This is a genomic window from Allomesorhizobium camelthorni, from assembly GCF_011045125.1.
GTDB classification, from domain to species: domain Bacteria; phylum Pseudomonadota; class Alphaproteobacteria; order Rhizobiales; family Rhizobiaceae; genus Allomesorhizobium; species Allomesorhizobium camelthorni.
This window is the reverse complement of sequence record NZ_JAAKZF010000003.1, coordinates 122231-142695: the sequence shown is the minus strand read 5'-3', so window position 1 is coordinate 142695 and position 20465 is coordinate 122231. Positions and strand designations below refer to the sequence as shown.

Below are 20465 nucleotides of genomic sequence, written 5' to 3'. Positions count from 1 at the left end.
CATTCAAAGACGTATCTCCTCGATTTCGTCAATAGTGCCCCTTCTTTCCTGGGCCGCATGTTCTGCCGGGACAAGGCGCACAACCACGTCGCCGATCTTGACCTCCGGAACAAAGCCGGCCTTCTCGGCGCCCTTGCAGAGGGCCGTTACCTGGCGGGCCGAGAGGGCTAGGGCTCGGCTCATCCCCGGTTTCCCCTTTCCGGCGCGTTCGCAATGTTGAGCAGCACGTCGGCGTGGCAGGGCTTGCCGTCGAGCGCGCACCAGCAGGCGAGGTTCTTTCCGCGCAGCCGGTCGATCCCGGCGATGACGCGCAGGCGCGCGGCCAGCAGCTCGCCGTGGTGCGCGCTCTTGCCGAGCGGGATCATGCCGGCGAGCAGGGCCTTGTAGAGGTCGACGCAATAGGGCCGGTCGCCATCTTTGCCGACGATGAAGGGATTTCCCCAAACGCCTGGCCGGGCGACGTTCACCGCCTCGAGGCCATTGACCTGGTGCGAATGCGCCTGCAAGTCGAAGCCGCGCCGGCGGGAGAGGCGGAGGCGAACAGGGGCGGTCATTGGCCCGCACTCCGGGGAGATGCAGGCAGGTGCCGCCAATGAGTTGGGCGCCCAAACAGGCCGTGCCACGTCCAGCCGCCGCCGTTGTGATCGATCCATTCCGCGATGACAGCAGCCTCCCATCCCTCCTCGACGGGGTGCTTGCTATACTTCGCGTTGTCATGAACCATCCAAAGCAGGATCCGCGTCCCATCCTTCGGCGCGGTGTCCATGGTCTGCCAGCCCGGCTGCGGCGCTGGGACGGCGAGGGCTGCAACGATGCGTTGCGCCGTTGGTCGCCATTCTTCATTCGTCAGGAGCCGCGGACGGCGGGCGATGCAGCGGTTGCCGAATTGCCAACACCTCTCAGCGATAAGCATGTCGTCGTCGCGTTCTTGAATGAAGAACTCGCCCAGCGGCTTAACTTCCAGTCCAGTCTGCTCAGCCATCGTCCTGCTCCTCCGCCTGCGGGCAGTTGGTGGCGAAGCCGAAGAAGGGATGGTCGATCAGGTCGCAGGCGACGGCCGTGCCGCAGGCTTGGCACTCCTCCATGTGAGACATCAGCGTCTGGACGCAGCGCGTCTCTCCGCCCTTGCAGGCGCGGGTTTCCGGTTCGGTCATTGCTTGACGCCTCCGATAGTGATGACCTGCACCTTGCCGTTGTCGCGCGTCATCGCTTCGGCAAGGGCGCGCGGCCGTGCACGTTCCATCGCCTGGCGCAGCGCCTTGCGGTGCCGTGGGTCGGGGATCGCGGCCAGCATCGCAGCTTCAACATTGACCAGCGCGCCCGCGACCGCGTTCAGCATCGGGGCGCGGCCTTCGGCGGCTATCGCGATCCCGTCGTCCTGGATCGCCTTCTGGATGATGTCGCCCAGGCGCTGAGCCTGCGCGCGCTCCTCGGCCTGCCATGCGGTGTCGCCCTTCACAGCAGCGTTCCTTTCCTCGGCGACGGCGCGGCGCAATCGGGGCAGCTATGCTCCCACTCTCCGGCGACCTTCTGGACCTTCCAGCCGTCGGCCTTGGCCTCGGTGATCATGATGGTGAAGTCGTCGGCGGCGTAGACCTTGTGGGACGCACCGCAGTCGCAGACGAGTTGCTGCTTGCCGGAGTCACGCTCGATCATAGCCGCGCCTCGGCTACGGCTTCGAAGTCCCATGCAAAAACGCGCGAGACATGGTCAGCAGCTTCGGGCGTAAGCGGTGGTGGTGGCGTGGCGGTCGTCTGGTTGTGGCGATCGAGGGCAATGAACAATTGCGCCGCCAGGTCGCCAACCTTTTCGTATGGAACGATCTCTGTCCCGAGGTCGGGCCGCAGATAGACGAATTGGCTTTTTCGATTTTCCGGCAGCGGATGCCGAACCGTGAACTGCGGCCAATAGCGTCCGCGCCCGGCGGAATCGTATGGACTGGTAAAGACTGTCTGGTTTTGAGTGAGCCACTCGCAGAACGGCCGTTTAGCGCTGTCGCGCATTGACGCCACGTAGGCAGGGTCGTGATCGCCGGCAAAATTGCGCATGAACTTGTACAGGCTCCAGAGCCGCTCCACCGGATGGCGAACGACCCCGACCCTGCGCCAGCGATCGTATCCGGCTGGCACGCCGTCCGCCTCCATATGGCGATAGATCAGAACCGACTGCGGGTAGGCCGCTGCAATTGCGCGCCGCAGGGATCCAGAGCCGGTGCGGGGAACAAGAATCAGGACTGTGCTAATTTCTGGAATCAGGATCATGAGTTCCTCCGGTCGAGGCCGCAGGCCTTCAGCGCGCGATAGAGCAGATCGTAGACGCCGCGCTGGGTGCGGTGATGGCCTTGGGCGAGGGCGGTTATGGTCTCCTCATCCTCGCCGGCCATGACGCTGTTGATGACGCCATGCTCAGCGGTGAGCTTGCCCTTCTTCCACGCCGCTTCGAGCGCGCCGGAGAAGGGCGGCGTCTTCTTCAGGATAACCGCATAGTCGGCCGTGCCGTCGAGGTAGCAGGCGATGTTGGCTATCTCCATGATGCCGATGGTGCGGGCCTTGTCGGCATTGCCGCGGGGCAGCATTTCGAAGGTGACGCGGATCATGCCGCCCTCCGATCGAAACGAATATGAGCGCCGTCCGGGCACACCATTTCGAGTTCATGAGGGACGCGCTTGCATTCAGCTTCCGCCTCTTCACGGGTGTATTTGCCGGCGCTGATCCGGTCCGTCGTGTAGCCGGCATATTGGGATCGATAGTAGGCGTTGTGGTCGCGGGCCCAGATCATGAACGTCGGCTCGCCGCCGAACAGGATCATCTTGAGCGTGTGAGCGCGCTGGAAGTCCATTCGCCCAGCCGCCAGCGCCAGTTCCTTCTCCAGCCGTGAACGCCGCGCGCGATCGTTTCGTTTGATGCGGAGATCTGACGGCGGTGCGGTGAACAGCGAATGGCTGCCCTCGTTCAAAAGCTGCCCGCCGGCCACTACCCACCACATATTGTTGAGGTTGTAGTAAGCGGCGCCTCTGACGACGCGGCCCTTGCGGTCGGGCAGCCATACTGTTTGGCCGTGCACGAGCAGGCTCCCGTCCTGCGACTTTCGCTGGGAATCGCTGCTCCACGTCGGGCGCCCTAGCACCTTGTCTCGGTGCCAGCTTTCGGCATAGTCCTTCTCGATGCGCTCGATCGGGGCCATGTCACGCTCGGCAGACCGCCTGACCTTCGCCGTCGCCAACGTTTCGAGCCAGGTGATGAAGCGTCGGAACTCCAACTCCACACGTAGCCGGTCGATATGGCGCATGCGCTGCATCCGGTCGAAGTCGTGCCGCCGTCCGTTGCTATTGCAGATCGGCCAGGTCACCGCCCAAAAGTCGACCTCGACGACGCGGCCGGAAACCCTGATCGCGCAGCGGAGCGTACCGCGTGCGCCGAGGCGATGGTCTGGGCTCAAGATGCGATGGCGATGGCGGACGCCCGGCTCGGAGCGGATCGACCAGCCACGATCGCGCATCTGGCGGATGAGCCCACCATAGACTTCTCGTCTGAAGCTCGGATCCTGGGCGTTGTCCTGCCAGATGCCGATGTGCGCATCGTGGATACGAATTTCGACTGGCTGTCTCATGCTATCACCTTGGGGAAACCGTTGTGCTCAACACCGTCGAGCAGCCGGCCGGTGGCCTTCTTGCCGAGGTGGAATGTCATGCGGCCATCAGCCGTCGAAGCGAACTCGACGCCGCGCTCGGCAAAGGCGTGTTTCGGCGCCTGCTTAGGTGTGCCGCCGTAGTGCAGCTTCATCCGGCCCGGCTTAACCGCCGTCGCGCCATGGACCTTCCCGTAACCGGGCAGGATTTGGCCGACAGGTAAATACTCGCCCCACTGCTTGAACAGGAACGGCACGCCGGCTGCGGCGCATTGGTCGCGAACGGCGCGGAACCAGTTCGGGTGCGGGGGCTGATCGGCATTGCGGCCGGACATGCCGCCGGCGATCAGCCAGGCCTTGCGGCCAAGCCGCAGGAAGTCGGCCGGCAGGACGATCGGGCCGATCGCCGGCTCGTAGGAGCAGAAGACCGTGTGACCCATGGCCGCGATCTCGCGCATCGCGGGCCAGCGCTCGTCGAACTCACGCTGACGCTCAGCGGAGAAGCCGAACCAGATGTTGAAAGGCCCAGCCCAGCCAGCGATGCCGCCGGCCCAGTCATAGAACGGGTATGCGCACCCGGGCGGTGGATCGCCCATGGTGTCGAGCATGTCGGCAAAGAGGCGCGCCCGGCCGGCCTTGTGTGCGGCGCGCATCGCCTCGGGACCGCTGGCGAGCTTCGGTTCCCATTCGTCCGGCGTGCCGAGATCGTGCCAGAGTTTCAGGAATTCCAGCATCCGTTCCGGCCGCTTGGTGAGTAGCTGCAGGATGTGGCTGGAGCGCATGCCGATCTCGAACACCCGCATCGCGTAGCCGAGCGAGCGATCCTCGTGGAAGAGGTCGCTCATGTCGCCGACGAAGATCAGCGAGCGGGCGTTCGGGCCCATCACCGGGTTCTTCGCACCACGCCAGCTCAGCGGGAAGGTCCAGACCGGATGATCAGTCGGCGCTGCAGTCAGGTGCCCGTTGAAGACCGGCTTGCCCTTTACGAGCGTAGTGGTGCCCGCATAGAGGGGATGATGCTTCAGGCGCGTGCCGGCGAGCTGCTGTGCGTAGCAGGGCGCGCAACCGGCTGACTTGATGGAGCAGCCGCCGATCGGATTCCACGTGGCGTCTGTCCATTCTATGCTGGTGTTATCGGCCATCAGAATTCGCTCGCCGCCCGGCCGTCCGACTGTTTGATGGTATCCGGTTGATACGGTGCGTTCGTTTGCGCCTTCCACCACAAACGGAAGTCATCCGTATCGGCAGGTTCACTCATGATCATCATCAGGCTAGGTGCCAGCGGGCCTCCAAAGTGCAGCAATTCCAGATAGAGGTCTGCGCCATCCGCGATGGCCTTTCGCTGAGCATCGGTGAAGTGAAACCGGGAAATGGCGCTGGTGCCGTTTCGGGCCGGCAACGTGCGCAACGGCCGATACTGCGGTTGGTCTTTGGCATAGACCGTTTCGAATTTCTCAAGCCCGACTACAACGGGTCCGCTATGTGGTTCCACGAAATCAAACATGTTCAACTCCTAAGTGCTGTTGGGTAGCGGCGGACCATTCGATCGCGGTGTTATCGGCCACGTCAGGCGCTTCGCTCTTGCCGGAACGGATGTTTGGAGGCGAGCATCCGGAAATGATCGTGAATCTCTTCGGTGACGATTTCGACCGTGGGTTGGTCGCCGTTCCCGACGATCTCCTTGGCCAGTTCGTCCGCAGCGCCCGCCGGGCCTAGCGGCCCGAGGATCGGATGGTCCTTCATTTGATACTGACCACGATCCCAGCTTTCGCTGACGCGCTTCCTCGCGCTCACCAGCGCCTTGTCCATCGTCAGGTCGACGAAGATGCGCATGCCGATCGGCGGCACGAAGTTCGGCACGAACACATCCTCACGCCAATCGGCGTGGTTCATGATGCCGCCGCCGGAACCGGTCGATACGCCGAACGGCGACACGCCGTCGCGGCTATTCCAAAGCCATTCGACTTCACCGGCTTTGCCTGCGTACTTCATCAGCATGAAGGCCTCGGCGAAACGGCGGGTCAGGACGCGATCATTCATCACTGCATCTCCAGCTTGAAGCCGCCGCAGGTGTTGACCGCGAGCACGATCCACATGGCGATCTGCTCGACCTGGTCGTCTGGCCGCTCGTTATTGACGTCGACCACGAAGACCGTTTCGCCGTCAGCATCGAAGACAACGCCCGGCTCATCCTCGCTCACGCCGAGCGGCAGCTTGACCATCTGCTCGGCGAGCGCCGCGACGAACGCTTCGGTGGTTTTCGGGTTTTCCACGCGGAGGTCGCCCATCAGATCGCGCCCCAGCTGTAGCCGGCGGCGAATGCGAAGACCCCGAGCAGGATGATCGAACCGATCAGGATTTTTTCGACCGTGCCGTAGATCGCGCCTTCCGGTTGCCTGTAGGAGGCCGGGACGTGGTCGAGGGGAGGGCCGTCCTGCCGATCACTCGGCCGGAAGGCGGTTTCGCGCTCCGGTTCGGCGGCGCGCTCGCGATGGAAGTCGACGAGGCGATCTAGCGAGTTCATTTAATCCTCCTTGCGTGCAGCGAGAGCGGTGCGGGCGCGTCGGGTTTCTCTGTCCGGCGCGTTCTGGCATGGGCAGTAGTCGTCAACGCCTTGGCAGCCGCAGCGCGCGCCCTGGGCCTTCTTCTCGGCGCCTGACAGGATGGGCTCAACGGCATTTGACGTTCCGGAGAGGGCAGCGTCGCAAAGGTCGGCGGTCGATTGCGCCAGGTCGGGCGCGCTGTTGCCGTACTGGTAGGATCGCCGCGCGTGGGATGCGGCCGTGAGCGCCTTCTTCATCTCTTTGAAGGCGTTGACAGCCTTGACGATGAAATCGGCGTCGGCCGCGTTTTCCATAGGGGTGCGATCCATGACGTGCGCGATTGAAAACCCATCCGCACCCATGACGACGCGCGAGTCACCGCCGGCCCCGGCCTCAAAGCCGGAAACGTACCAAGGCGTCGGCGTCTTTGCTTCGGTCATGACGGGCGAGCCTCCGACAGGGCAGCGCGGCCCTTTTCGGTCAGCACATGCCAGGCCGTCCGCGGGCCGTCCTTCGGGCCGGGTACGTTGCGCGGCCTGCCGGGTGCATGTGGTATCTCTTGCGAGGTGTCGAGCAATCCCATTTCGGACAGAGCGCAGACGTCGCCGTCCCAGCTTCCGGGATGGTCAGGCAGCGCCGGCTGCGGGTAGATCCCGCCTTCATCTGCCGCCTTCTTCAGCAGCATCCATTGCCGATCTGTGAGAACACCTTCCCGGGCTGCTTGAACATGCTGCGGCGCTGGCGGGGAGGCAGGGACGAGACGATCAAGGTCTACATCGCCGACGCAACCCGAAGCCTCCCACACCACCGCTGCGGTGCCTTCTTCGTCTATGGAATCGATAACGCCATAGTCAGTGCAGGAAACGCGGTCGCCTTCCTTGAGACTACCCCAGCCACTCGCCGCAGGCTGGGGCGAGGCGAGAGCGGAGAGTTCTGAATCGCTTAGGCGCTCTAGATGTTTTGGTCCAGTGAGCGGAACGCGGGCATCCCATCCCGCATCTCGTCTGCGCGCCAATTCGTTGCGTGCTTCTTCTGCCGCAACCGTAAGGGCGGAGGGGGAGAGACCAGCGCTGTCGCGAAGATCGTGCAAAGTGCAGTCTATGCAGTCGATTAGGTCGCGATAGGATCGCCAGTTCGGAAACCGCTCTTCTATCTGGCCAATGATCTGATCGGCGACCGCCGCAGGTTGGGCGCATGCGGCTTGAAGTTCCGCATACTCAACCGGCGTCAGAATGTTTTCAGATGTCGAGGTTGGCCCCTCGATTGTTATCTTGATCCGATTACCGAGTTCATTGGTGAACGCGCGAGTAACTGCCTCCTGTGCGCGAAGGGCAGACTCGACCTTTTCGAAACGGGCTATCCAGTCGTGGCAATGATCGCGCCACGTATCCAGTTCCGCCTGCTTCTCGCGAAGGGCGGCAGCGGCGACTTCCTTCTGATGGTGAAGAACCGCGATTGTCTGCTCTTGGACCTCGAAAGCGTCGGCCTTTGCCTGCCAGCGCTGCTTCCATTTCTCCGCCTCCAGGGATGCGGCGGTAACGGCATCGGCGGCTTTCGCCATTGTCGTTTCTGCGGCATCGATGTCGTAGAGTTCGGCCCCGCTTGATGTTTCGCCGCAAACGGCGACACCCGCCCGCAATTCGTCCACCAGATCGGCTATGTCGCTGCCATATGGCTGACATGCGCACCGCTTTTCAGTCTGGTAGGTTTCTCCAGTTCCGCCGCAGTCGGTGCAGGTCAGGTCTTGTTTCGCTGCTTCGGTCATGATGGGCGCGCCTCCGCCTTGGCGATGGCAGCATCAGCGGCGCGAAGAAGAGGGCCGACGATCTCGCATTCCTCGCATTCCGGCGAGCTATAGGCGCGTGTTTCGGAGACGAAATCCCTTAGCACCGCCAGCATGTCGGGAGCGGCCGCGATCAGGCGCGCGTATTCCTCACTGAGGCTCGGGTAGACTATGATCTCGTCACCAGCCTCGACCATTGCCGGATCGTCGGTCTGGACGCCCCATTCGCCCTTAAACCCGGCGCTCTCGTATGCGGTCCAAGTTCCCGGCGTATGTTTCGCTGCTTCGGTCATGACGAGGCGGGCCTCGGCTTCACGATCCTGCCAAGCCCATTCGGCGTCGTTCAGGGCTGCGAAAGGTGGCGTGTTCGGTTCAACGAAACAGAAGGAATTGCTACACCCGATGCGGAACTGCATGTCGGTGTCGCTCCCTGCTAGCCGCACCTGTTGGACAGGCTTGGTCGCGCAAAAAGGACACGTCTTGAGGTCATCGCGCTGTTTCGTTCCGGTCCATTTGGCGGACTTGGTCATCTCTGCTCCAGTTCGGTAAGGAATGGGGGTCAGCCGCAGCGGCCCTTGAGCAGGGCAATTTCCTGCTTGTGATCGGCACCGCCGACCATCGACCCTACAGGGAGGCCAACGAGGAAGACCCCGACCGCATCGTTGGTGGCGGTCGCGGCCTGGACCTTGGAGATCTCGGCCAGCCGGGTACGGTCTTGGGAAGTGCAGGGGGCCGCGTTGGCGATCGGTTTGATCCGGTTCGGCGGGGTCGCGCAGGCGGAGACGGCGAGTAGAGCAGTGAGAACGATGTGTTTCATGATGGCGTTTCCTTGTGGGTGGATCATTGCAGGGTGAAGCCGCACGCCATGACGACGTACATGACGATGACAGCGAAGATGATCGAGGTGAGGGTGTCGCCCTGTGGTTCGACAAGCTCACCATGAGGGGCGCTGTGGGCGTTTTTGCCCTGGAAGGTTCCGAGGTGGCGCATCAGCTTCTCTCCCTCTGTTGAAAGCAGGGACGGGTTTTCTGGAATGGTCGCGATTGCAGGCGGGCGTTGCCGACGGGTTTCGGCCAGCAGCCGCGGTGCTTGGCGTGGATGCGCTCGGCCTTATTGATCGCCGGCCTGTCATGCCTGTGCGTCTTCACGCGGTGGCATTTGACGTGGGCGGGGCGAAGATTGCTGTCGCTGTCGTCGCACGTCAGCGCCCAGGCAATGACGTGCTCAACTTCCCAAGCCTGGCCGATGGCGATCGGACGGCTGCATAGATGGCAGCGGCCGTGATTTGCATCGAGGATCCGTTCCCGGTCTTTGCGGGAGAAACGCTTGCGGGCCATCGTCAGACCCTGCGCTTTGTGACAGCGGCTTTCGCCTCATCCGGCGCGATGTGGAATATCTCGACAGAGACGGGCCCATTGCGCATGTCACCAGTCATGACGCCGTGCAGCGCGCGGCGATCGGCTGAGCTTAGGTTCTTCCACTTTGCAATGTCGTAGAGGCCGAACAGAATCCCTCGCGGAGCGCCACGCTGCATGCGTCCGACAGAGAATCCTCTCTTCTCAAGAAAGGAGACGGCGCATCTCTTAGATGCGAAATCACCACCTTCTGCCGAGAAGGTAAGGCGAATGGTCGGCGGATATTCGATCAAGAGCGTTTGCATCCCGTCCTCTCATGTCGGATGAGCGGATAATATGCGCAAACGGATAACAGTCAAGAAAGAAAATGCGTAAACGGATAGGACGCTTTGCGCAAGCGGATAACCGCGATGCCGTCTGGAGCTACTGCTTGAAAGCGATTCCGCTGGCGATGATTGCTGACCAGCAATTCATCAAGACTGACGCGGGATCCGACTACCCCGTCCCGCCTTTGTCGAGGATGGACAAGGCATCGGTCAACAGCCGCACCGCTTTCGAGCGGTCTTCGTCATCTGGCGAGAAAGACCTTTCCAGCCTGGCGGCGATCTCGGCATTGATGCTGCGCTCATTCTCAGCTGCGGCCACGCGAATGCGCTTGCGCAGGGCAGGGGTCAACCGGAGATGAAAGCTGGGCTTGTCGGGCTGTGGCATGGTCCCCGACTTATGGCGGAAACCTTAATCCTCGGGAATCGTCCCTCAGTTGGCGCGCATGCCCCACCACTGGTACCATTTACCCCCGCTATTCACAGGCAAATGCTACAGATTGAAATATTCTGTTAATCAAACACCAAGGCTTGTACGTTTCAAAATGGGACATTGGGCGGCATGGAAACCGTTGTTGACATGGCGGCAGGAAATTGTTCCTATTTCAAGGGCGTCCAAGGGCTTGGGAGTGAGATGAATTGATCCAGTTTTTGCCGCGCGACAAAACGCGGAACGAGGAAGCGTTAGACAAACTGAGGGGCATGGCTACGGGTCTTTGGCGAGCGACCGACCCGGCAAAGCAGATTGAAGAGGGCGCCGCTTCAATCGCTACTGCGATGGCGTCGATTCACGGCGGGCAATGGCGGGTTCTTGTCGATCACCAGCATCAGCTTGTTCTGATCCGGCCCTGTTAGCCTTCAAAGCGTTGGAAATCACAGTGAAAGCCACGTCGATGTCGATCGTCGAGAGACCGTCGATACGCCGAAGCATCGCCAGGATTTCCTGATCACCGCGAATTTTGTCGTCTGTCGACGGTGCGTCGTCTTTGACGTGTTCGGCGTAAGCCGCATTAATTGCGTCTCTGCGGTGGCCTTCCGGCTCGGCCCCTCGAAGCCATCGGTTGACCGTGGATTGAGACACCCCAAAGGTGACGGCCAGCTTCTGTTGTTTCCATCCGGTCGCCCTCATGATCGCCCGGATTTTCTGCTCTATGGTCATGACGCGGACGCTGCCACTTCTCGCGGATAAACGAAAATCCGCTTGCGCATAATTTTCCACTTGTAAACTATCCGTTTGCGCATAATATCCGCCAACATGAGTGCAATTCGATTCATCCGGCGAGAGATATTCCAAGTCACGCAGGCAGAGTTCGCCGCGCTGGCGGGCGTAACGCAGGCCAGCGTTTCCCGCTGGGAAGCCGGCGGAGCACCGTCCCTCGACGAGATGCAGGCTATCCGGAAGGCGGCGTCTGACCGAGCGATTGAGTGGAACGACACTTGGTTCTTCGATGCTCCGGTGGCTGTCCCTAGCGAGGCCGCAGAATGAGCGTCCGTCGCGTTTTCGCAAAACCGGCCAGCCAATGCGACTTGGCCGATAGGCGTACAGCGGTCCAGTCCGATGAAGGCGGCAGCCGAATGAGCGCCGCTTCCTTCACCGGCCGGCTCGTGCCGCGAACCGTTTCCGCGCAGGCTCCCCAAGCGCCCGACCGCGGTGTTGCCGCCGACGCCACCGATTTCCGGGCGTCGGCGGCATTTTCCCATTCCTGTCTCGGTCCCCGACCCGAGACCGCCGCCATGGACGTTGCAGCGTCCATGGTGGCACCCCACTCCTGTCCGGACCCCACTCACGGACAGGCTGCCGCCATGGATGCGCCGCCCGCATCCGTGACGGACGAAACCGCGCCGGGATTCGGTCACACGCTTGCCGGCGCGGCTTTCACCATTTCCCTTTCGCCGGCCGTGGCGCTCATCCTGCGCCTGGTCGAGACGGCAAGGGCCGACCTTTCTCGTGACGAGATCTTCGCCCGCGCGATCGGCGTCTACGCCACGCAGCTGGGCGTGCCCGCACTTGCCCGCGATGCCCAGGACCTGGCCGATCTGCCGGAGTTCGAGCGTGCGCCAATCAATCGGTTCGCGCGAGGTGGCAAATGAAGGCGTTACTGCCGCGCGGCATTCGGCGTCAGCGCCGCGATGAGGCGCATCGAATAGTCGCGGAGAAAGTCCACCGCGTCCACCGCCGCCTGCGACTGGCCTGCGGTGGCGCTTTGCTTCGCCATGCGGAACGTCTCCTCGACGTGAAGCATGAGCGACTGGACGAATTCCTTGGGGTCGCCCGATCGAGCTGCGGTTGTAAGCAGAAGCTGTGTCTGGATTGCCTCGAGGACGCGATAGCGCGCGTAAAGTTCGCGAATATCCACGTCCCGGTCTGTCTCGGTCGTCATCTCGATAATCCTCCATCCACCTTTCCGGGATGGCGACACGTAGAACTCCCGGATTTCGGAAGCTACTGCACTCAATCAACGAAGAGCAAACAGGCATGCGGACCCCCGTGAGGACTTTCACGACCGCACTTTGAATCCATTCCTTGCCTGCCGGCACGGGAATCTTTTGCGAAAAAGATTCCTTGACCGGCGGAGCCTTGCCCAGCGGACGCCGTCAAATGAAGCTTCCCCGACCGACATCAGACTCCGAACGCATGGAACTCAAGGCCTCGACCAGGCGCGCGCTGGATATGGCATGCGCCGCCAAGTTCGCGATGATCACCCGCGTCCTGCCGCCGGCGCTCTCCAACTATGGCAACCCGGGCATTCCGGACAGCTTCATGCCGATCGATGTCGTCGTCGATCTCTGCCGCGACATCGGATCGCCGCTCATTCTAGCCGACATGGCTGCGCAGCTGGGCTACCGGCTCGTGCCTCTCGAACCGGAGGAAGGCGAGCCGATCGGCTACGAAGACATCGCCCGCGTCAGCAAGGAAGGCGGCGACGTGGTGACCTCACTGGCGCACGCACTCGCCGATGGGAAGGTCGACCTGGCCGAGAAGCGCGAAGTCCGCTCGCAGATCGCCGAGAACATCGCTGTCCTGCACCGGCTCGACCGCAAAGTGGCGGTAGCGTGATGGGTAGCCCGACGCTTGCCGAACTCGACTGGAACGAATGCCGCCGGCCGGTGAACAATGCCGCGCCAGGCGAGCCGCACCAGTTCTGCGCTGGGCCTCGTGTTCCCGGCAAGCCTTATTGCGCCGGCCATTGTGAGCGCGCAGGGGCTGGCTACCAGCTCGGCCGTTCCCTGATGAGGGCGGCGTGATGGCGGCGAACGACGTCTCCATTACCATCAAGGTGCCGCCGAAGGCGCATCAGCGCCTGCATGAGATCGGCAAGACCAAAGGCTACTCCGCCTCGGCCTACGCCCAGATGCTGTTCGACGCCGGCTTCGCCGCCCGCCTCGGACAGCTGCGTGGGGATCCTGTCTCCGACGCCGAACTCGACGAGCAGGTGAAGCTGGTCTTCGCCTTGGCGGGGCAGGGCGATGCCGCAGCGATCTCCAAGGCAACCGGCGTCAAGGAAGTGCTGGTCACCAAGATTCTCAACGCATGGAAGAAAGCAGGGGAAGCGCTCATGAACTGGCTTTCGCGAATATTCCAGCGCGCCGACAGGCTTGCCGACGCGTTCGACAGGTTGGACACCGAGATGGATGCGGCGCTGGCCCTGCCTGCGCCGACGCTGATCGAGGTCGAGCGTCGAAAATCCGATGAACTGATGGACGAGCTGCGCGGCCGGGAGATCGCGCTCGAAACGCAGATCGCCGCGCTCACGATAGAACTCAACCATGTGTGCCAGGTCATCAAGGCCGAGACAGTGCGCGCACGGGTGCTGTTCACCGACGACGACTATTCGCCGGAGGCCGATGCGCTCGGCTCGCATAACGACATGCTCGCGGCCAAGAGGGCGCGCGGCGACAAGCATTTCAGGAAGCCGGCGAAGGCCGAGCCAGCGCGTGAGGCGGCAGAGTGATCCGCGCCGGGCTCATCCTCGCAGCGCTGACGGTTTCAGCCCACGCACACGACGCTATGCCGACCGCTGCGCAGCCGCAGGGTTGGTCATATCCGTTCTCGTGCTGCTCCGGCTACGACTGCCGCACCGTGCCGGCAGACTGGGTGAAGGAAAGCCCGGAAGGCTTTCGCATCGTCATCACCGGCGAGGTCGTCGCCTATTCCGACGCACGGCTGAAGCACTCGCCGGACGGCGACACGCACTGGTGCAGCGTCGCCGGGGCCAATGACGGCCGCACCATCTGCCTGTTCGTTCCGCCGAGGTCGTTCTGATGTCGGCGCTTTCCTTTTCACAATCATCGGGGGTCGAGCATGTCCAAGCGTGAAGCCACGGCCGTGGGCCGCAATACCATTTCCGGCCGCATCCTCATGGCCTTCATCGAACGCATCGAGCGCATCCGCGACCAGAAGAAGCAGCTGGCCGAAGACGAGAAGCTGGTGTTCGCCGAAAGCGCGGCTACCGGATTCGACAACAAGACCATTCGCAACGTTCTGCGCCGCCGCGCCGCCAAGCCCGCCGATGTCGAAGAGGCGGAATCGATGCTCGACCTTTATTTGCACGCGATCGGCATGGCGACGGAAACGCCGCTGTTTCGCTCTGTCGGAAACATGAGCGTCGATCTCGCCGCTCGCGACGAAGTGATCGAGGCGTTCAAGCAGCTGGTGCCGACCGAAGGCGAGATTATCGTCAAGATCGGCAAGCAGCCGGTTCGGTTGTTCCGCGACGAAAACGGCGTGGCGCAGGCGGAAGACATCATCGAGAAGCCGACTGCGGCGTCCAAACCGGCGTCGGCCGTGACTAGCAGGCCGAAGCGTGACGTGCCCGATGTCGACCGGCTTGGCGCTCGCGCGCTCGGCGCCACGGCCTACCGCGAAAACCAGCCGATCACCTCCAATCCATTTCCCTGGGATGACGAGAGGCGGCAGGAGTTCGACGGCGGCTGGCGCGAGGCGTCCGGCACGGACGGCATGGGACCGGAGGACGATTGATGCGGCATCCGCTCGAAGCCTTCGGGCCGGTGCTGATGCCAGACGCGGCGATGGAGCCTATCCTGGCCAAGCCGGTGCGCGCGGCGCTGCTGGAATGGCTGGAAGAGATCTGGGCCAAGGCCGAACTTGAAGAGGTCGGCCTGAATGCGCGTATGCGTGCGATCTTCACCGGCCCTCCCGGTACCGGCAAGACGACGCTGGCGCACCATCTGGCAGCGCGGCTCGGACTTCCGCTGCTGATCGTGCGGCCGGAAAAGATCAACTGCCGGTACATGAACGCGTCGGCCGAAGCGGTCGGCAAGCTGTTCGACATGGTGGCGGCGCAGCCGGAACCGATCTTCCTGTTCTTCGACGAGTTCGATTCGATCGCTGCAAAACGCATGGGCAGCGGCGTCAACGAGACGATCGAGCAGGATCACAACGTCACCATCAATGCGCTGCTCGCGGCCATGGACCGGTTCGAGGGCTTCATCGTTGCCGCGACCAACCTTGGCAGCCGCGTCGACGAGGCGGTCTGGCGCCGGTTCGAAATCCAGATCGGCATCGATCTTCCGGGGCCTCACGAACGGCAGCGGATCGTCGAGCGATACATTGCACCGTTCGTGATTCCGAAGGCGGCGCTTGCCGCACTGGCTCACTCGCTTGAGACAGCGTCTCCGGCGCTGATCCGATCCTTCTGCGAGCATATCAAGCGGCAGATTGTCGTCGGCCCGAAAGCCGGCTGGCCGATGGACCGCAACGCCGTCATCGAGCGGGTGATAGCCACAGTGAAGCCACATCCGGACATAGGCCTGCCGCGGCTCTGGAGCCTTGGCCTGAAAGACAAGGCCGTCCCTCAGTTCCCTTGGCCGCTGGAGCGTGACCTTGCCGCCTATCCGGTAGACGAACCCGTGTCGGCCGGTGGCGATGTCGTACCGCTGCGCCGCGGGAGGAGCGCATGAGCGACAAGGCGCTCTGGGCGAAATGCAAAGAGTGTTCGCACGTCTGGGCTGTCGCGTATTTGCCGATGGAACTGGAGAAGGTGGCGAAGCTAGCTCTTGCGGCGCGTTGCCCGAAATGCGCCAGCGCCAGCATCGCCGTCGCCAGCAAGGCTGACGTTCCAGCCGATGGAGCGCCGGCATGATCAAGATGCGCGCCACCGAGATTGCCACTTCCGATCGGAACTCACTTCCGGCGCTTATCCGCCAGGCGGCCGACGCGTTGGCCGGCGCGCAAACGGCGGCGGAGGTTCTCGACGCCCGCGACAAGGCGAGCCTCGCCTATGACGCGGCCAAGCGCGCCAGCCGCATGCAGCGAGCCAAGCGGGCGCATGACGACATCATCGCCGCCACGCATCGCGCCCAGGCCGATGCGCTGGAGATCGAGGCGGCGGCAAAGCGTCGGCTGGCCGACGAATATGACGGGGCGCAGTCTCGCGGCGAGGTGGCCAAGGGCCGCCCGAAATCTCTTCCCGGCGGGAATAGTTCTGCCACTGCTGGCGAGATCGGCATTTCATCGAAAGAGGTTTTCGAGGCGCGGCAGGTGCGCGATGCGATCGTCCGCGATCCCGGCATCGTCCGGGCCGCGCTCGACGAGCTGATCGCCAGCGGCGACGAGCCGACGCGCACTGCGCTCAAGCGCGCGATCGCGCCGGTGGCCAAGTCCATCCGGGCCGACGAGCAGGCTGAGAAGAAGGAACGCCGCGGCGTTCGCGAGATCGAACTCGCCGGGAAACAGGCGGCGCTTCCGACCAAGAAATACGGCGTGATCTATGCCGACCCGGAGTGGAAGTTCGAGCCCTACAGCGAAGAGACCGGCATGGACCGGGCGCCGGACAACCACTATCCGACAAGCGATCTTCTCACCCTGATGCAACGCGATGTCGGCGCGATCGCCGCCAAGGATTGCGTCCTGTTCCTTTGGGCCACGGCGCCGATGCTTGTCGAGGCGATCTGCCTGCTCGACGCGTGGGGCTTCGCCTGGATCGACCGCGACCCGACGACCGGCTTCCTGTCCCCTAACAAGGCCCGCTGCCGCTATGTCAGCCATTGGGCCTGGCTGAAGCAGAAGATCGCGCCGGGATACTGGAACCGCGGCAAGCACGAGATCCTTCTGATCGCGACGCGCGGCAACCCGGTGGCGCCAGCGATGGGCGACCAGCTCGCCAGCTGGCAGGACGACATGGCCGTCGAGGCTGACGCGACCAAACATTCGAAGAAGCCGGACGTCTTTGCCGAGTGGATCGAAAAGCACTGGCCGAACACCGCCAAGATCGAACTCAATGCGCGCTGCGGCCGGCCGGGCTGGGACGTGTGGGGGAATGAATCGGCAAACGAGCCGGATGCGCCACCAGCTGAGCCCTCGCGGCCAAGACTGCCGCCGGCGCCGACGACGCAGTCGATTGAATACACGGTCGGCGGCATGCGCAAGACCGCAACGGCGTCGTTCGGTGTTTCCCCGCTGGCCGGCGGCATCTTCGCAACCTTCGGCCGCTACGAGGTCCCGGGGCTGGAGGGCGGAAGCTTCGGGCCGGAAGGGGAATTCGACAGTTTTCAAGCGGCGCTGCGGGCTGGGCTCATCTCCCTTCGTCTGAGGCTTCTAGAGGTCCAGTGCAACGGCGACTTGTCGGCCAAGCAGAGGCGAGCGCTGGGCTTTGGCTGCCTGTGGATTGAAGGCCAAGCCACCGAGTGGGGCCTCGATCTTCGGGAGGGCGCAGCATGAACCTCGCTGTCGCCCGCGAAGTAGATGGTATCCGCGAACTGCTCGACAGCAACCCAATGGTCGGAGCAAGGCGCGACGGCTCACGGCGCTTCTGGACCGGGCGGGAAGAAAAACTGCTGCGTGAGAACTATCCTGGCGGCGGGGTTTCAGCCTGCCTTGCTGTGCTTCCGGGGCGCTCCGCCAAATCGATCTACATGCGCGCCGGAACGCTGGGGCTGCTCAGGCCAGGACCCGACGGCAAGGTGCACGAGCGCCAAGCTTGGGAAAGCAGCGAGCAGATCGACCTGATCATCCGCCGCACCTATCAGAAATCGCCTTCCAAGGGAGACATCCAAAAGTGCGCCGCCACATGCGGCAGGCCGCGTTGGTGGGTTTCGAAACGCGCCGTCAAGCTCGGCCTCGTTGTGCCCCGGTTCAAGGAGCCTGCCTGGTCGGAAGTCGAGATCGAGATCGTCACAGAAAATGCCCACAAGGCACCCGCCACGCTGCAGAAGATGCTGCGGTCGAAGGGATTCCACCGCACCGAGACAGCAATCTTCGTCAAGCTGAAGCGCATCGGTGCCGATCGCACTGATCCCAACCACCTGAATGCTAACCAGCTGGCCGGGGTGATGGGGGTCGACCGCAAGACGGTCAGCGGCTGGATTGCGAAGGGCTGGCTGAAAGCGACCCGACGGGAGGCCACGGCGACAGATGACTTCTGGTGGATTCACCGGAGGGATGTTGCCCGCTTCATCGTCGAGAACGTCGCTGCGGTCGACCTGCGCAAGGTCGACAAGTTCTGGTTCGTGGACCTCCTGGTGCATGAGGGCGCTTCGCCGCACGCCAAGGCGGAATCAAAGCAGGCCGCGATCCTGGCGCTGGCTGCCGCCCGGCCAGATCTCAATAACACGCAACTGGCGGCCATGACGGATTCCACGGCTACGGCGGTTGCCGTCGTCAAAAGCAAGGCTCGACACCGCAAGGCGGTGCCGGCATGAACCGCCTTCTACTCGGCAGCGCTGTCGATGTCCTGCGACGTGAGATCACCACCGGCTCGGTGGATATGGTTTATTCCGACCCGCCTTTCGGCAATGAACAAGTCTGGGCCGGCAAGGCAGGATCGTTCGACGATCGGTGGGAGTGGTCAGCGGCATCGGCCCAAGGCTGGGAGGCTCTCAACCGCCATTCCGCCGCCGCCGCGGCCTTGCTGGCGGCCGTGGCGCGAACCGCTCCCGCGCGCGCATATCTCGGCGTCATGGCCGGCATCGTCACCGAACTGCGGCGCGTCCTGAAGCTGACCGGCACGCTGTGGCTGCACTTCGACGACACCATGGGCGCGGAGTTGCGCCTGCTTTGCACGGCGATCTTTGGACCCGGACTCGAGGCCGGGACACTGGTCTGGAAGCGGACGCTCGGCGGCCATGCCAACGCTAAGTCTTTCGGCCGCGTCCACGATACCATCGCCTGCTATGCGCGCAGCCCGGCGGCGCTGTGGCGGCTATGGCGTCTCGGCACCATCGGCGGCGATCCCTGCTCGCCGGGTTGGGAATATCGTTTCGACACCTTCGCTGAGGCGGCGCCGCTCGCCCAGGGCGACAAAGAGCGCGTCGGCTATCCCACGCAGAAGCCGGTTGCCCTCATTGAGGAACTGATCCGCGCTGCGACCCTGCGCGGCAACATGGTCTTGGACCCTACCTGCGGGAGCGGGACAGCCTTGGTCGCGGCGCAGCGGCTTAACCGCAACTGGACTGGCATTGACCTCTCGCCCGATGCCATCGCGACAGCCGAAAAGCGACTGGAGATCGCCCGACCGAAACAGGCGGCATTCGATTTCGGAGAGGTCGCATGAGAGCGCCCTCCCGTCCCGTTCTTCGCTGGCATGGCGGCAAATGGCTGCTTGCGCCCTGGATCATCTCGCATTTTCCGCCGCACCGGATCTATGTCGAGCCGTTCGGCGGCGCGGCCTCGGTGCTGCTGCGCAAGCCTAGCGCCTACGCCGAGGTCTACAACGATCTCGACGGCGACGTGGTCAATCTGTTCCGGGTGCTCCAGGACCCGGCCGGGGGGGGCAGGCTCATGCAGCTGCTTGAGCTTACGCCCTTCGCCCGTGCCGAGTTTGAGCTTGGCTGGGATCCGACCGACGATGCTGTCGAGCGCGCCCGCCGGCTGATCATCCGCGCCTTCATGGGATTCGGGTCGAACGCCCATTCCGACATAGGGCGCGGGCATCGCACTACAGGATTTCGCGCCAACTCCTCCAGATCGGGCACCACGCCGGCGCATGACTGGGCTGGCTATCCGGAAACGCTCGAGGCGGTGGTGCGGCGCTTTCGCGGCGTTACTATCGAGAACCGCCCGGCGCTGGCAGTGATGGCCGCGCACGATCGCACCGACACGCTTCACTATGTCGATCCGCCCTATGTGCACGCGACCCGCAACCGCAAGAATCCCTACGATGCCAAGCATCAATACCGCCATGAAATGAGCGACGCCGATCATGCGGCGATGCTCGAGGCGCTGCGCGCCCTCGCCGGCATGGTTGTCCTCTCTGGCTATCCGCATCCGCTCTATGACGACGCGCTGGCGGGCTGGACGCGGTTCGAGAGGGAAGCGCTGGCCGATGGCGCACGCCCGCGTACTGAAGTGCTGTGGCTGAATCCTGCCTGCGCGGCGGCGCTGGAAGTCCGAGCGGCCGGGCAGGGCACACCGCTTTTCGGGGCGGTCGCATGAGCGCCGACGCCGGCATCACGCGCGCCATGGCGCGGCTGCGCAAGGCGCTGGAGCGGCGCATGCGCCTCGACGATCGCGCCGAAGAGCTGGCGACGCGGGAAGGCCGGCCGATCAGGGCCGGAACGCTCGCCGCCTACGATACGGCCGCGCTCGGCCGGAAGCTGCGGCCCATGCTGGAATTCGACGGGCGCGGCTGGCGCGTGCTGGCGGCCGAGATCGGCGTCACCTCGCCGGACCTCTCACGCATCATGGCCGGGCAGGACATCTCGGCGGCAAAGGTGTTCGCCATCTGCGACTGGGCCGGGCTCGACGCGCGCAAATTCTACCGCGCCCCGGCTGGCACGCCGCCGGCGCGCAAGCGGCCACGCCCGGCGCTGAAGCCGGCGCGGGCGAAAAGGTTTCACGGGAAAAGCACTGAAACAGTGGGGGCGAAGGGATGAC

38 protein-coding genes are annotated in these 20465 nt (G+C 63.5%); 14 read left to right on the top strand and 24 right to left on the bottom strand.

The genetic code is table 11. The features are described from left to right. Window positions 1–3: 3 nt before the first annotated feature. The 23 genes from G6N73_RS04735 to G6N73_RS04625 all read right to left on the bottom strand — a co-directional run bounded on the left by G6N73_RS04735 (window position 4) and on the right by G6N73_RS04625 (window position 10850). A complete protein-coding gene (locus tag G6N73_RS04735) occupies window positions 4–183 on the bottom strand; it encodes a hypothetical protein (RefSeq protein WP_165024049.1) in 180 nt (59 codons plus the stop codon). Continuing rightward, window positions 180–554: a DUF4326 domain-containing protein gene (locus G6N73_RS04730; RefSeq protein WP_165024047.1), complete on the bottom strand. Its 375-nt coding sequence runs from the start codon at window positions 552–554 to the stop codon at window positions 180–182. The genes G6N73_RS04735 and G6N73_RS04730 overlap by 4 nt, the downstream gene beginning before the upstream one ends. Continuing rightward, on the bottom strand, window positions 551–982 hold the full coding sequence (locus tag G6N73_RS04725) for a hypothetical protein (protein WP_165024045.1): 432 nt from the start codon (window positions 980–982) through the stop codon (window positions 551–553). The genes G6N73_RS04730 and G6N73_RS04725 overlap by 4 nt, the downstream gene beginning before the upstream one ends. Beyond that, a complete protein-coding gene (locus G6N73_RS04720; RefSeq protein WP_165024043.1) occupies window positions 975–1154 on the bottom strand; it encodes a hypothetical protein in 180 nt (59 codons plus the stop codon). The genes G6N73_RS04725 and G6N73_RS04720 overlap by 8 nt, the downstream gene beginning before the upstream one ends. After that, entirely contained in the window at window positions 1151–1459 is a 309-nt protein-coding gene (locus tag G6N73_RS04715) for a hypothetical protein (RefSeq protein WP_165024041.1), read from the bottom strand. The genes G6N73_RS04720 and G6N73_RS04715 overlap by 4 nt, the downstream gene beginning before the upstream one ends. Beyond that, entirely contained in the window at window positions 1456–1656 is a 201-nt protein-coding gene (locus G6N73_RS04710; RefSeq protein ID WP_165024039.1) for a hypothetical protein, read from the bottom strand. Before G6N73_RS04710 ends, G6N73_RS04715 begins: the two co-directional genes overlap by 4 nt. Then, window positions 1653–2261, bottom strand: coding sequence for a hypothetical protein (locus G6N73_RS04705; protein WP_165024037.1), 609 nt, complete (start codon window positions 2259–2261; stop codon window positions 1653–1655). The genes G6N73_RS04710 and G6N73_RS04705 overlap by 4 nt, the downstream gene beginning before the upstream one ends. Continuing rightward, window positions 2258–2596, bottom strand: coding sequence for a hypothetical protein (locus tag G6N73_RS04700; RefSeq protein WP_165024035.1), 339 nt, complete (start codon window positions 2594–2596; stop codon window positions 2258–2260). The genes G6N73_RS04705 and G6N73_RS04700 overlap by 4 nt, the downstream gene beginning before the upstream one ends. Then, the gene (locus tag G6N73_RS04695; protein WP_165024033.1) at window positions 2593–3609 is read right to left on the bottom strand and encodes a hypothetical protein; all 1017 of its coding nucleotides are present in this window, start codon (window positions 3607–3609) and stop codon (window positions 2593–2595) included. Before G6N73_RS04695 ends, G6N73_RS04700 begins: the two co-directional genes overlap by 4 nt. Continuing rightward, on the bottom strand, window positions 3606–4769 hold the full coding sequence (locus tag G6N73_RS04690) for a DUF5131 family protein (protein ID WP_165024031.1): 1164 nt from the start codon (window positions 4767–4769) through the stop codon (window positions 3606–3608). Before G6N73_RS04690 ends, G6N73_RS04695 begins: the two co-directional genes overlap by 4 nt. Beyond that, window positions 4769–5131 (bottom strand): hypothetical protein, encoded by a 363-nt coding sequence (locus tag G6N73_RS04685; RefSeq protein ID WP_165024029.1) that lies wholly within the window; start codon window positions 5129–5131, stop codon window positions 4769–4771. The genes G6N73_RS04690 and G6N73_RS04685 overlap by 1 nt, the downstream gene beginning before the upstream one ends. A 62-nt stretch (window positions 5132–5193) precedes the next feature. After that, complete coding sequence (locus G6N73_RS04680; RefSeq protein WP_165024027.1) at window positions 5194–5667, bottom strand: hypothetical protein; 474 nt, start codon at window positions 5665–5667, stop codon at window positions 5194–5196. Next, window positions 5667–5915, bottom strand: coding sequence for a hypothetical protein (locus tag G6N73_RS04675; protein ID WP_165024024.1), 249 nt, complete (start codon window positions 5913–5915; stop codon window positions 5667–5669). The genes G6N73_RS04680 and G6N73_RS04675 overlap by 1 nt, the downstream gene beginning before the upstream one ends. After that, window positions 5915–6151, bottom strand: coding sequence for a hypothetical protein (locus G6N73_RS04670; protein WP_165024022.1), 237 nt, complete (start codon window positions 6149–6151; stop codon window positions 5915–5917). Before G6N73_RS04670 ends, G6N73_RS04675 begins: the two co-directional genes overlap by 1 nt. Continuing rightward, window positions 6152–6610 (bottom strand): hypothetical protein, encoded by a 459-nt coding sequence (locus G6N73_RS04665; protein ID WP_165024020.1) that lies wholly within the window; start codon window positions 6608–6610, stop codon window positions 6152–6154. It abuts the gene before it with no gap. Further along, window positions 6607–7935: a hypothetical protein gene (locus G6N73_RS04660; protein WP_165024018.1), complete on the bottom strand. Its 1329-nt coding sequence runs from the start codon at window positions 7933–7935 to the stop codon at window positions 6607–6609. The genes G6N73_RS04665 and G6N73_RS04660 overlap by 4 nt, the downstream gene beginning before the upstream one ends. Beyond that, window positions 7932–8483 (bottom strand): hypothetical protein, encoded by a 552-nt coding sequence (locus G6N73_RS04655; protein ID WP_165024016.1) that lies wholly within the window; start codon window positions 8481–8483, stop codon window positions 7932–7934. Before G6N73_RS04655 ends, G6N73_RS04660 begins: the two co-directional genes overlap by 4 nt. Before the next feature lie 29 nt (window positions 8484–8512). Beyond that, entirely contained in the window at window positions 8513–8770 is a 258-nt protein-coding gene (locus G6N73_RS04650; RefSeq protein WP_165024014.1) for a hypothetical protein, read from the bottom strand. 23 nt (window positions 8771–8793) lie between these two features. Then, a complete protein-coding gene (locus tag G6N73_RS04645; protein ID WP_165024012.1) occupies window positions 8794–8943 on the bottom strand; it encodes a hypothetical protein in 150 nt (49 codons plus the stop codon). Further along, complete coding sequence (locus tag G6N73_RS38505; RefSeq protein WP_165024010.1) at window positions 8943–9290, bottom strand: HNH endonuclease; 348 nt, start codon at window positions 9288–9290, stop codon at window positions 8943–8945. The genes G6N73_RS04645 and G6N73_RS38505 overlap by 1 nt, the downstream gene beginning before the upstream one ends. A gap of 2 nt (window positions 9291–9292) precedes the next feature. Then, window positions 9293–9487, bottom strand: a complete 195-nt coding sequence (locus G6N73_RS36285; RefSeq protein WP_206078656.1) for a hypothetical protein — start codon at window positions 9485–9487, stop codon at window positions 9293–9295. A gap of 316 nt (window positions 9488–9803) precedes the next feature. Beyond that, on the bottom strand, window positions 9804–10019 hold the full coding sequence (locus tag G6N73_RS04630) for an Arc family DNA-binding protein (protein ID WP_165024006.1): 216 nt from the start codon (window positions 10017–10019) through the stop codon (window positions 9804–9806). A 381-nt stretch (window positions 10020–10400) separates the two neighbouring features. Further along, window positions 10401–10850, bottom strand: a complete 450-nt coding sequence (locus tag G6N73_RS04625) for a helix-turn-helix domain-containing protein (protein ID WP_343044552.1) — start codon at window positions 10848–10850, stop codon at window positions 10401–10403. A gap of 36 nt (window positions 10851–10886) precedes the next feature. Between G6N73_RS04625 and G6N73_RS38500 the strand changes: the two genes are divergently transcribed. Continuing rightward, window positions 10887–11117 (top strand): helix-turn-helix domain-containing protein, encoded by a 231-nt coding sequence (locus G6N73_RS38500; RefSeq protein WP_165024003.1) that lies wholly within the window; start codon window positions 10887–10889, stop codon window positions 11115–11117. 89 nt (window positions 11118–11206) lie between these two features. Continuing rightward, window positions 11207–11722: a hypothetical protein gene (locus G6N73_RS04615; RefSeq protein WP_165024001.1), complete on the top strand. Its 516-nt coding sequence runs from the start codon at window positions 11207–11209 to the stop codon at window positions 11720–11722. Window positions 11723–11727: 5 nt separating this feature from the next. Here the strand turns inward: G6N73_RS04615 and G6N73_RS04610 are convergent, their stop codons facing one another. Continuing rightward, window positions 11728–12012 carry a hypothetical protein gene (locus tag G6N73_RS04610; protein ID WP_165023999.1) on the bottom strand — a complete coding sequence of 95 codons (285 nt, stop codon included), beginning with the start codon at window positions 12010–12012 and terminating at the stop codon, window positions 11728–11730. Between the two features lie 218 nt (window positions 12013–12230). On the opposite strand from G6N73_RS04610, the gene G6N73_RS04605 reads away from it, so the two are divergent. The 12 genes from G6N73_RS04605 to G6N73_RS04550 are packed head-to-tail and all read left to right on the top strand — an operon-like array spanning window position 12231 to window position 20464. Continuing rightward, window positions 12231–12689, top strand: coding sequence for a phage regulatory CII family protein (locus G6N73_RS04605; RefSeq protein ID WP_165023997.1), 459 nt, complete (start codon window positions 12231–12233; stop codon window positions 12687–12689). Further along, on the top strand, window positions 12689–12877 hold the full coding sequence (locus G6N73_RS04600) for a hypothetical protein (protein ID WP_165023994.1): 189 nt from the start codon (window positions 12689–12691) through the stop codon (window positions 12875–12877). Before G6N73_RS04605 ends, G6N73_RS04600 begins: the two co-directional genes overlap by 1 nt. Beyond that, window positions 12877–13584, top strand: coding sequence for a hypothetical protein (locus G6N73_RS04595; RefSeq protein ID WP_165023992.1), 708 nt, complete (start codon window positions 12877–12879; stop codon window positions 13582–13584). Before G6N73_RS04600 ends, G6N73_RS04595 begins: the two co-directional genes overlap by 1 nt. A 56-nt stretch (window positions 13585–13640) precedes the next feature. Next, window positions 13641–13895 (top strand): hypothetical protein, encoded by a 255-nt coding sequence (locus tag G6N73_RS04590; protein ID WP_246251643.1) that lies wholly within the window; start codon window positions 13641–13643, stop codon window positions 13893–13895. A 39-nt stretch (window positions 13896–13934) separates the two neighbouring features. Beyond that, window positions 13935–14612 (top strand): DUF2312 domain-containing protein, encoded by a 678-nt coding sequence (locus G6N73_RS04585; RefSeq protein ID WP_165023987.1) that lies wholly within the window; start codon window positions 13935–13937, stop codon window positions 14610–14612. After that, complete coding sequence (locus G6N73_RS04580; protein ID WP_165023984.1) at window positions 14612–15553, top strand: ATP-binding protein; 942 nt, start codon at window positions 14612–14614, stop codon at window positions 15551–15553. The genes G6N73_RS04585 and G6N73_RS04580 overlap by 1 nt, the downstream gene beginning before the upstream one ends. Further along, window positions 15550–15735, top strand: a complete 186-nt coding sequence (locus G6N73_RS04575) for a hypothetical protein (RefSeq protein ID WP_165023982.1) — start codon at window positions 15550–15552, stop codon at window positions 15733–15735. Before G6N73_RS04580 ends, G6N73_RS04575 begins: the two co-directional genes overlap by 4 nt. Continuing rightward, window positions 15732–17312, top strand: coding sequence for an MT-A70 family methyltransferase (locus G6N73_RS04570; RefSeq protein WP_246251614.1), 1581 nt, complete (start codon window positions 15732–15734; stop codon window positions 17310–17312). Before G6N73_RS04575 ends, G6N73_RS04570 begins: the two co-directional genes overlap by 4 nt. Beyond that, the gene (locus G6N73_RS04565; protein ID WP_206078655.1) at window positions 17309–18292 is read left to right on the top strand and encodes a hypothetical protein; all 984 of its coding nucleotides are present in this window, start codon (window positions 17309–17311) and stop codon (window positions 18290–18292) included. The genes G6N73_RS04570 and G6N73_RS04565 overlap by 4 nt, the downstream gene beginning before the upstream one ends. Next, entirely contained in the window at window positions 18289–19143 is an 855-nt protein-coding gene (locus tag G6N73_RS04560; protein ID WP_165023979.1) for a DNA-methyltransferase, read from the top strand. Before G6N73_RS04565 ends, G6N73_RS04560 begins: the two co-directional genes overlap by 4 nt. Further along, window positions 19140–20024 carry a DNA adenine methylase gene (locus tag G6N73_RS04555; RefSeq protein WP_165023977.1) on the top strand — a complete coding sequence of 295 codons (885 nt, stop codon included), beginning with the start codon at window positions 19140–19142 and terminating at the stop codon, window positions 20022–20024. Before G6N73_RS04560 ends, G6N73_RS04555 begins: the two co-directional genes overlap by 4 nt. Further along, window positions 20021–20464, top strand: coding sequence for a hypothetical protein (locus G6N73_RS04550; protein WP_165023974.1), 444 nt, complete (start codon window positions 20021–20023; stop codon window positions 20462–20464). The genes G6N73_RS04555 and G6N73_RS04550 overlap by 4 nt, the downstream gene beginning before the upstream one ends. Window position 20465 lies beyond the last annotated feature (1 nt).

Bases quoted from the DNA above. Each gene is read 5' to 3' on its own strand.
- G6N73_RS04735 (WP_165024049.1), bottom strand. From the start codon at position 183: ATGAGCCGAGCCCTAGCCCTCTCGGCCCGCCAGGTAACGGCCCTCTGC.
- G6N73_RS04730 (WP_165024047.1), bottom strand. From the start codon at position 554: ATGACCGCCCCTGTTCGCCTCCGCCTCTCCCGCCGGCGCGGCTTCGAC.
- G6N73_RS04725 (WP_165024045.1), bottom strand. From the start codon at position 982: ATGGCTGAGCAGACTGGACTGGAAGTTAAGCCGCTGGGCGAGTTCTTC.
- G6N73_RS04720 (WP_165024043.1), bottom strand. From the start codon at position 1,154: ATGACCGAACCGGAAACCCGCGCCTGCAAGGGCGGAGAGACGCGCTGC.
- G6N73_RS04710 (WP_165024039.1), bottom strand. From the start codon at position 1,656: ATGATCGAGCGTGACTCCGGCAAGCAGCAACTCGTCTGCGACTGCGGT.
- G6N73_RS04705 (WP_165024037.1), bottom strand. From the start codon at position 2,261: ATGATCCTGATTCCAGAAATTAGCACAGTCCTGATTCTTGTTCCCCGC.
- G6N73_RS04700 (WP_165024035.1), bottom strand. From the start codon at position 2,596: ATGATCCGCGTCACCTTCGAAATGCTGCCCCGCGGCAATGCCGACAAG.
- G6N73_RS04695 (WP_165024033.1), bottom strand. From the start codon at position 3,609: ATGAGACAGCCAGTCGAAATTCGTATCCACGATGCGCACATCGGCATC.
- G6N73_RS04690 (WP_165024031.1), bottom strand. From the start codon at position 4,769: ATGGCCGATAACACCAGCATAGAATGGACAGACGCCACGTGGAATCCG.
- G6N73_RS04685 (WP_165024029.1), bottom strand. From the start codon at position 5,131: ATGTTTGATTTCGTGGAACCACATAGCGGACCCGTTGTAGTCGGGCTT.
- G6N73_RS04680 (WP_165024027.1), bottom strand. From the start codon at position 5,667: ATGAATGATCGCGTCCTGACCCGCCGTTTCGCCGAGGCCTTCATGCTG.
- G6N73_RS04675 (WP_165024024.1), bottom strand. From the start codon at position 5,915: ATGGGCGACCTCCGCGTGGAAAACCCGAAAACCACCGAAGCGTTCGTC.
- G6N73_RS04670 (WP_165024022.1), bottom strand. From the start codon at position 6,151: ATGAACTCGCTAGATCGCCTCGTCGACTTCCATCGCGAGCGCGCCGCC.
- G6N73_RS04665 (WP_165024020.1), bottom strand. From the start codon at position 6,610: ATGACCGAAGCAAAGACGCCGACGCCTTGGTACGTTTCCGGCTTTGAG.
- G6N73_RS04660 (WP_165024018.1), bottom strand. From the start codon at position 7,935: ATGACCGAAGCAGCGAAACAAGACCTGACCTGCACCGACTGCGGCGGA.
- G6N73_RS04655 (WP_165024016.1), bottom strand. From the start codon at position 8,483: ATGACCAAGTCCGCCAAATGGACCGGAACGAAACAGCGCGATGACCTC.
- G6N73_RS04650 (WP_165024014.1), bottom strand. From the start codon at position 8,770: ATGAAACACATCGTTCTCACTGCTCTACTCGCCGTCTCCGCCTGCGCG.
- G6N73_RS04645 (WP_165024012.1), bottom strand. From the start codon at position 8,943: ATGCGCCACCTCGGAACCTTCCAGGGCAAAAACGCCCACAGCGCCCCT.
- G6N73_RS38505 (WP_165024010.1), bottom strand. From the start codon at position 9,290: ATGGCCCGCAAGCGTTTCTCCCGCAAAGACCGGGAACGGATCCTCGAT.
- G6N73_RS36285 (WP_206078656.1), bottom strand. From the start codon at position 9,487: ATGCAGCGTGGCGCTCCGCGAGGGATTCTGTTCGGCCTCTACGACATT.
- G6N73_RS04630 (WP_165024006.1), bottom strand. From the start codon at position 10,019: ATGCCACAGCCCGACAAGCCCAGCTTTCATCTCCGGTTGACCCCTGCC.
- G6N73_RS38500 (WP_165024003.1), top strand. From the start codon at position 10,887: ATGAGTGCAATTCGATTCATCCGGCGAGAGATATTCCAAGTCACGCAG.
- G6N73_RS04615 (WP_165024001.1), top strand. From the start codon at position 11,207: ATGAGCGCCGCTTCCTTCACCGGCCGGCTCGTGCCGCGAACCGTTTCC.
- G6N73_RS04610 (WP_165023999.1), bottom strand. From the start codon at position 12,012: ATGACGACCGAGACAGACCGGGACGTGGATATTCGCGAACTTTACGCG.
- G6N73_RS04605 (WP_165023997.1), top strand. From the start codon at position 12,231: ATGAAGCTTCCCCGACCGACATCAGACTCCGAACGCATGGAACTCAAG.
- G6N73_RS04600 (WP_165023994.1), top strand. From the start codon at position 12,689: ATGGGTAGCCCGACGCTTGCCGAACTCGACTGGAACGAATGCCGCCGG.
- G6N73_RS04595 (WP_165023992.1), top strand. From the start codon at position 12,877: ATGGCGGCGAACGACGTCTCCATTACCATCAAGGTGCCGCCGAAGGCG.
- G6N73_RS04590 (WP_246251643.1), top strand. From the start codon at position 13,641: ATGCCGACCGCTGCGCAGCCGCAGGGTTGGTCATATCCGTTCTCGTGC.
- G6N73_RS04585 (WP_165023987.1), top strand. From the start codon at position 13,935: ATGTCCAAGCGTGAAGCCACGGCCGTGGGCCGCAATACCATTTCCGGC.
- G6N73_RS04580 (WP_165023984.1), top strand. From the start codon at position 14,612: ATGCGGCATCCGCTCGAAGCCTTCGGGCCGGTGCTGATGCCAGACGCG.
- G6N73_RS04575 (WP_165023982.1), top strand. From the start codon at position 15,550: ATGAGCGACAAGGCGCTCTGGGCGAAATGCAAAGAGTGTTCGCACGTC.
- G6N73_RS04570 (WP_246251614.1), top strand. From the start codon at position 15,732: ATGATCAAGATGCGCGCCACCGAGATTGCCACTTCCGATCGGAACTCA.
- G6N73_RS04565 (WP_206078655.1), top strand. From the start codon at position 17,309: ATGAACCTCGCTGTCGCCCGCGAAGTAGATGGTATCCGCGAACTGCTC.
- G6N73_RS04560 (WP_165023979.1), top strand. From the start codon at position 18,289: ATGAACCGCCTTCTACTCGGCAGCGCTGTCGATGTCCTGCGACGTGAG.
- G6N73_RS04555 (WP_165023977.1), top strand. From the start codon at position 19,140: ATGAGAGCGCCCTCCCGTCCCGTTCTTCGCTGGCATGGCGGCAAATGG.
- G6N73_RS04550 (WP_165023974.1), top strand. From the start codon at position 20,021: ATGAGCGCCGACGCCGGCATCACGCGCGCCATGGCGCGGCTGCGCAAG.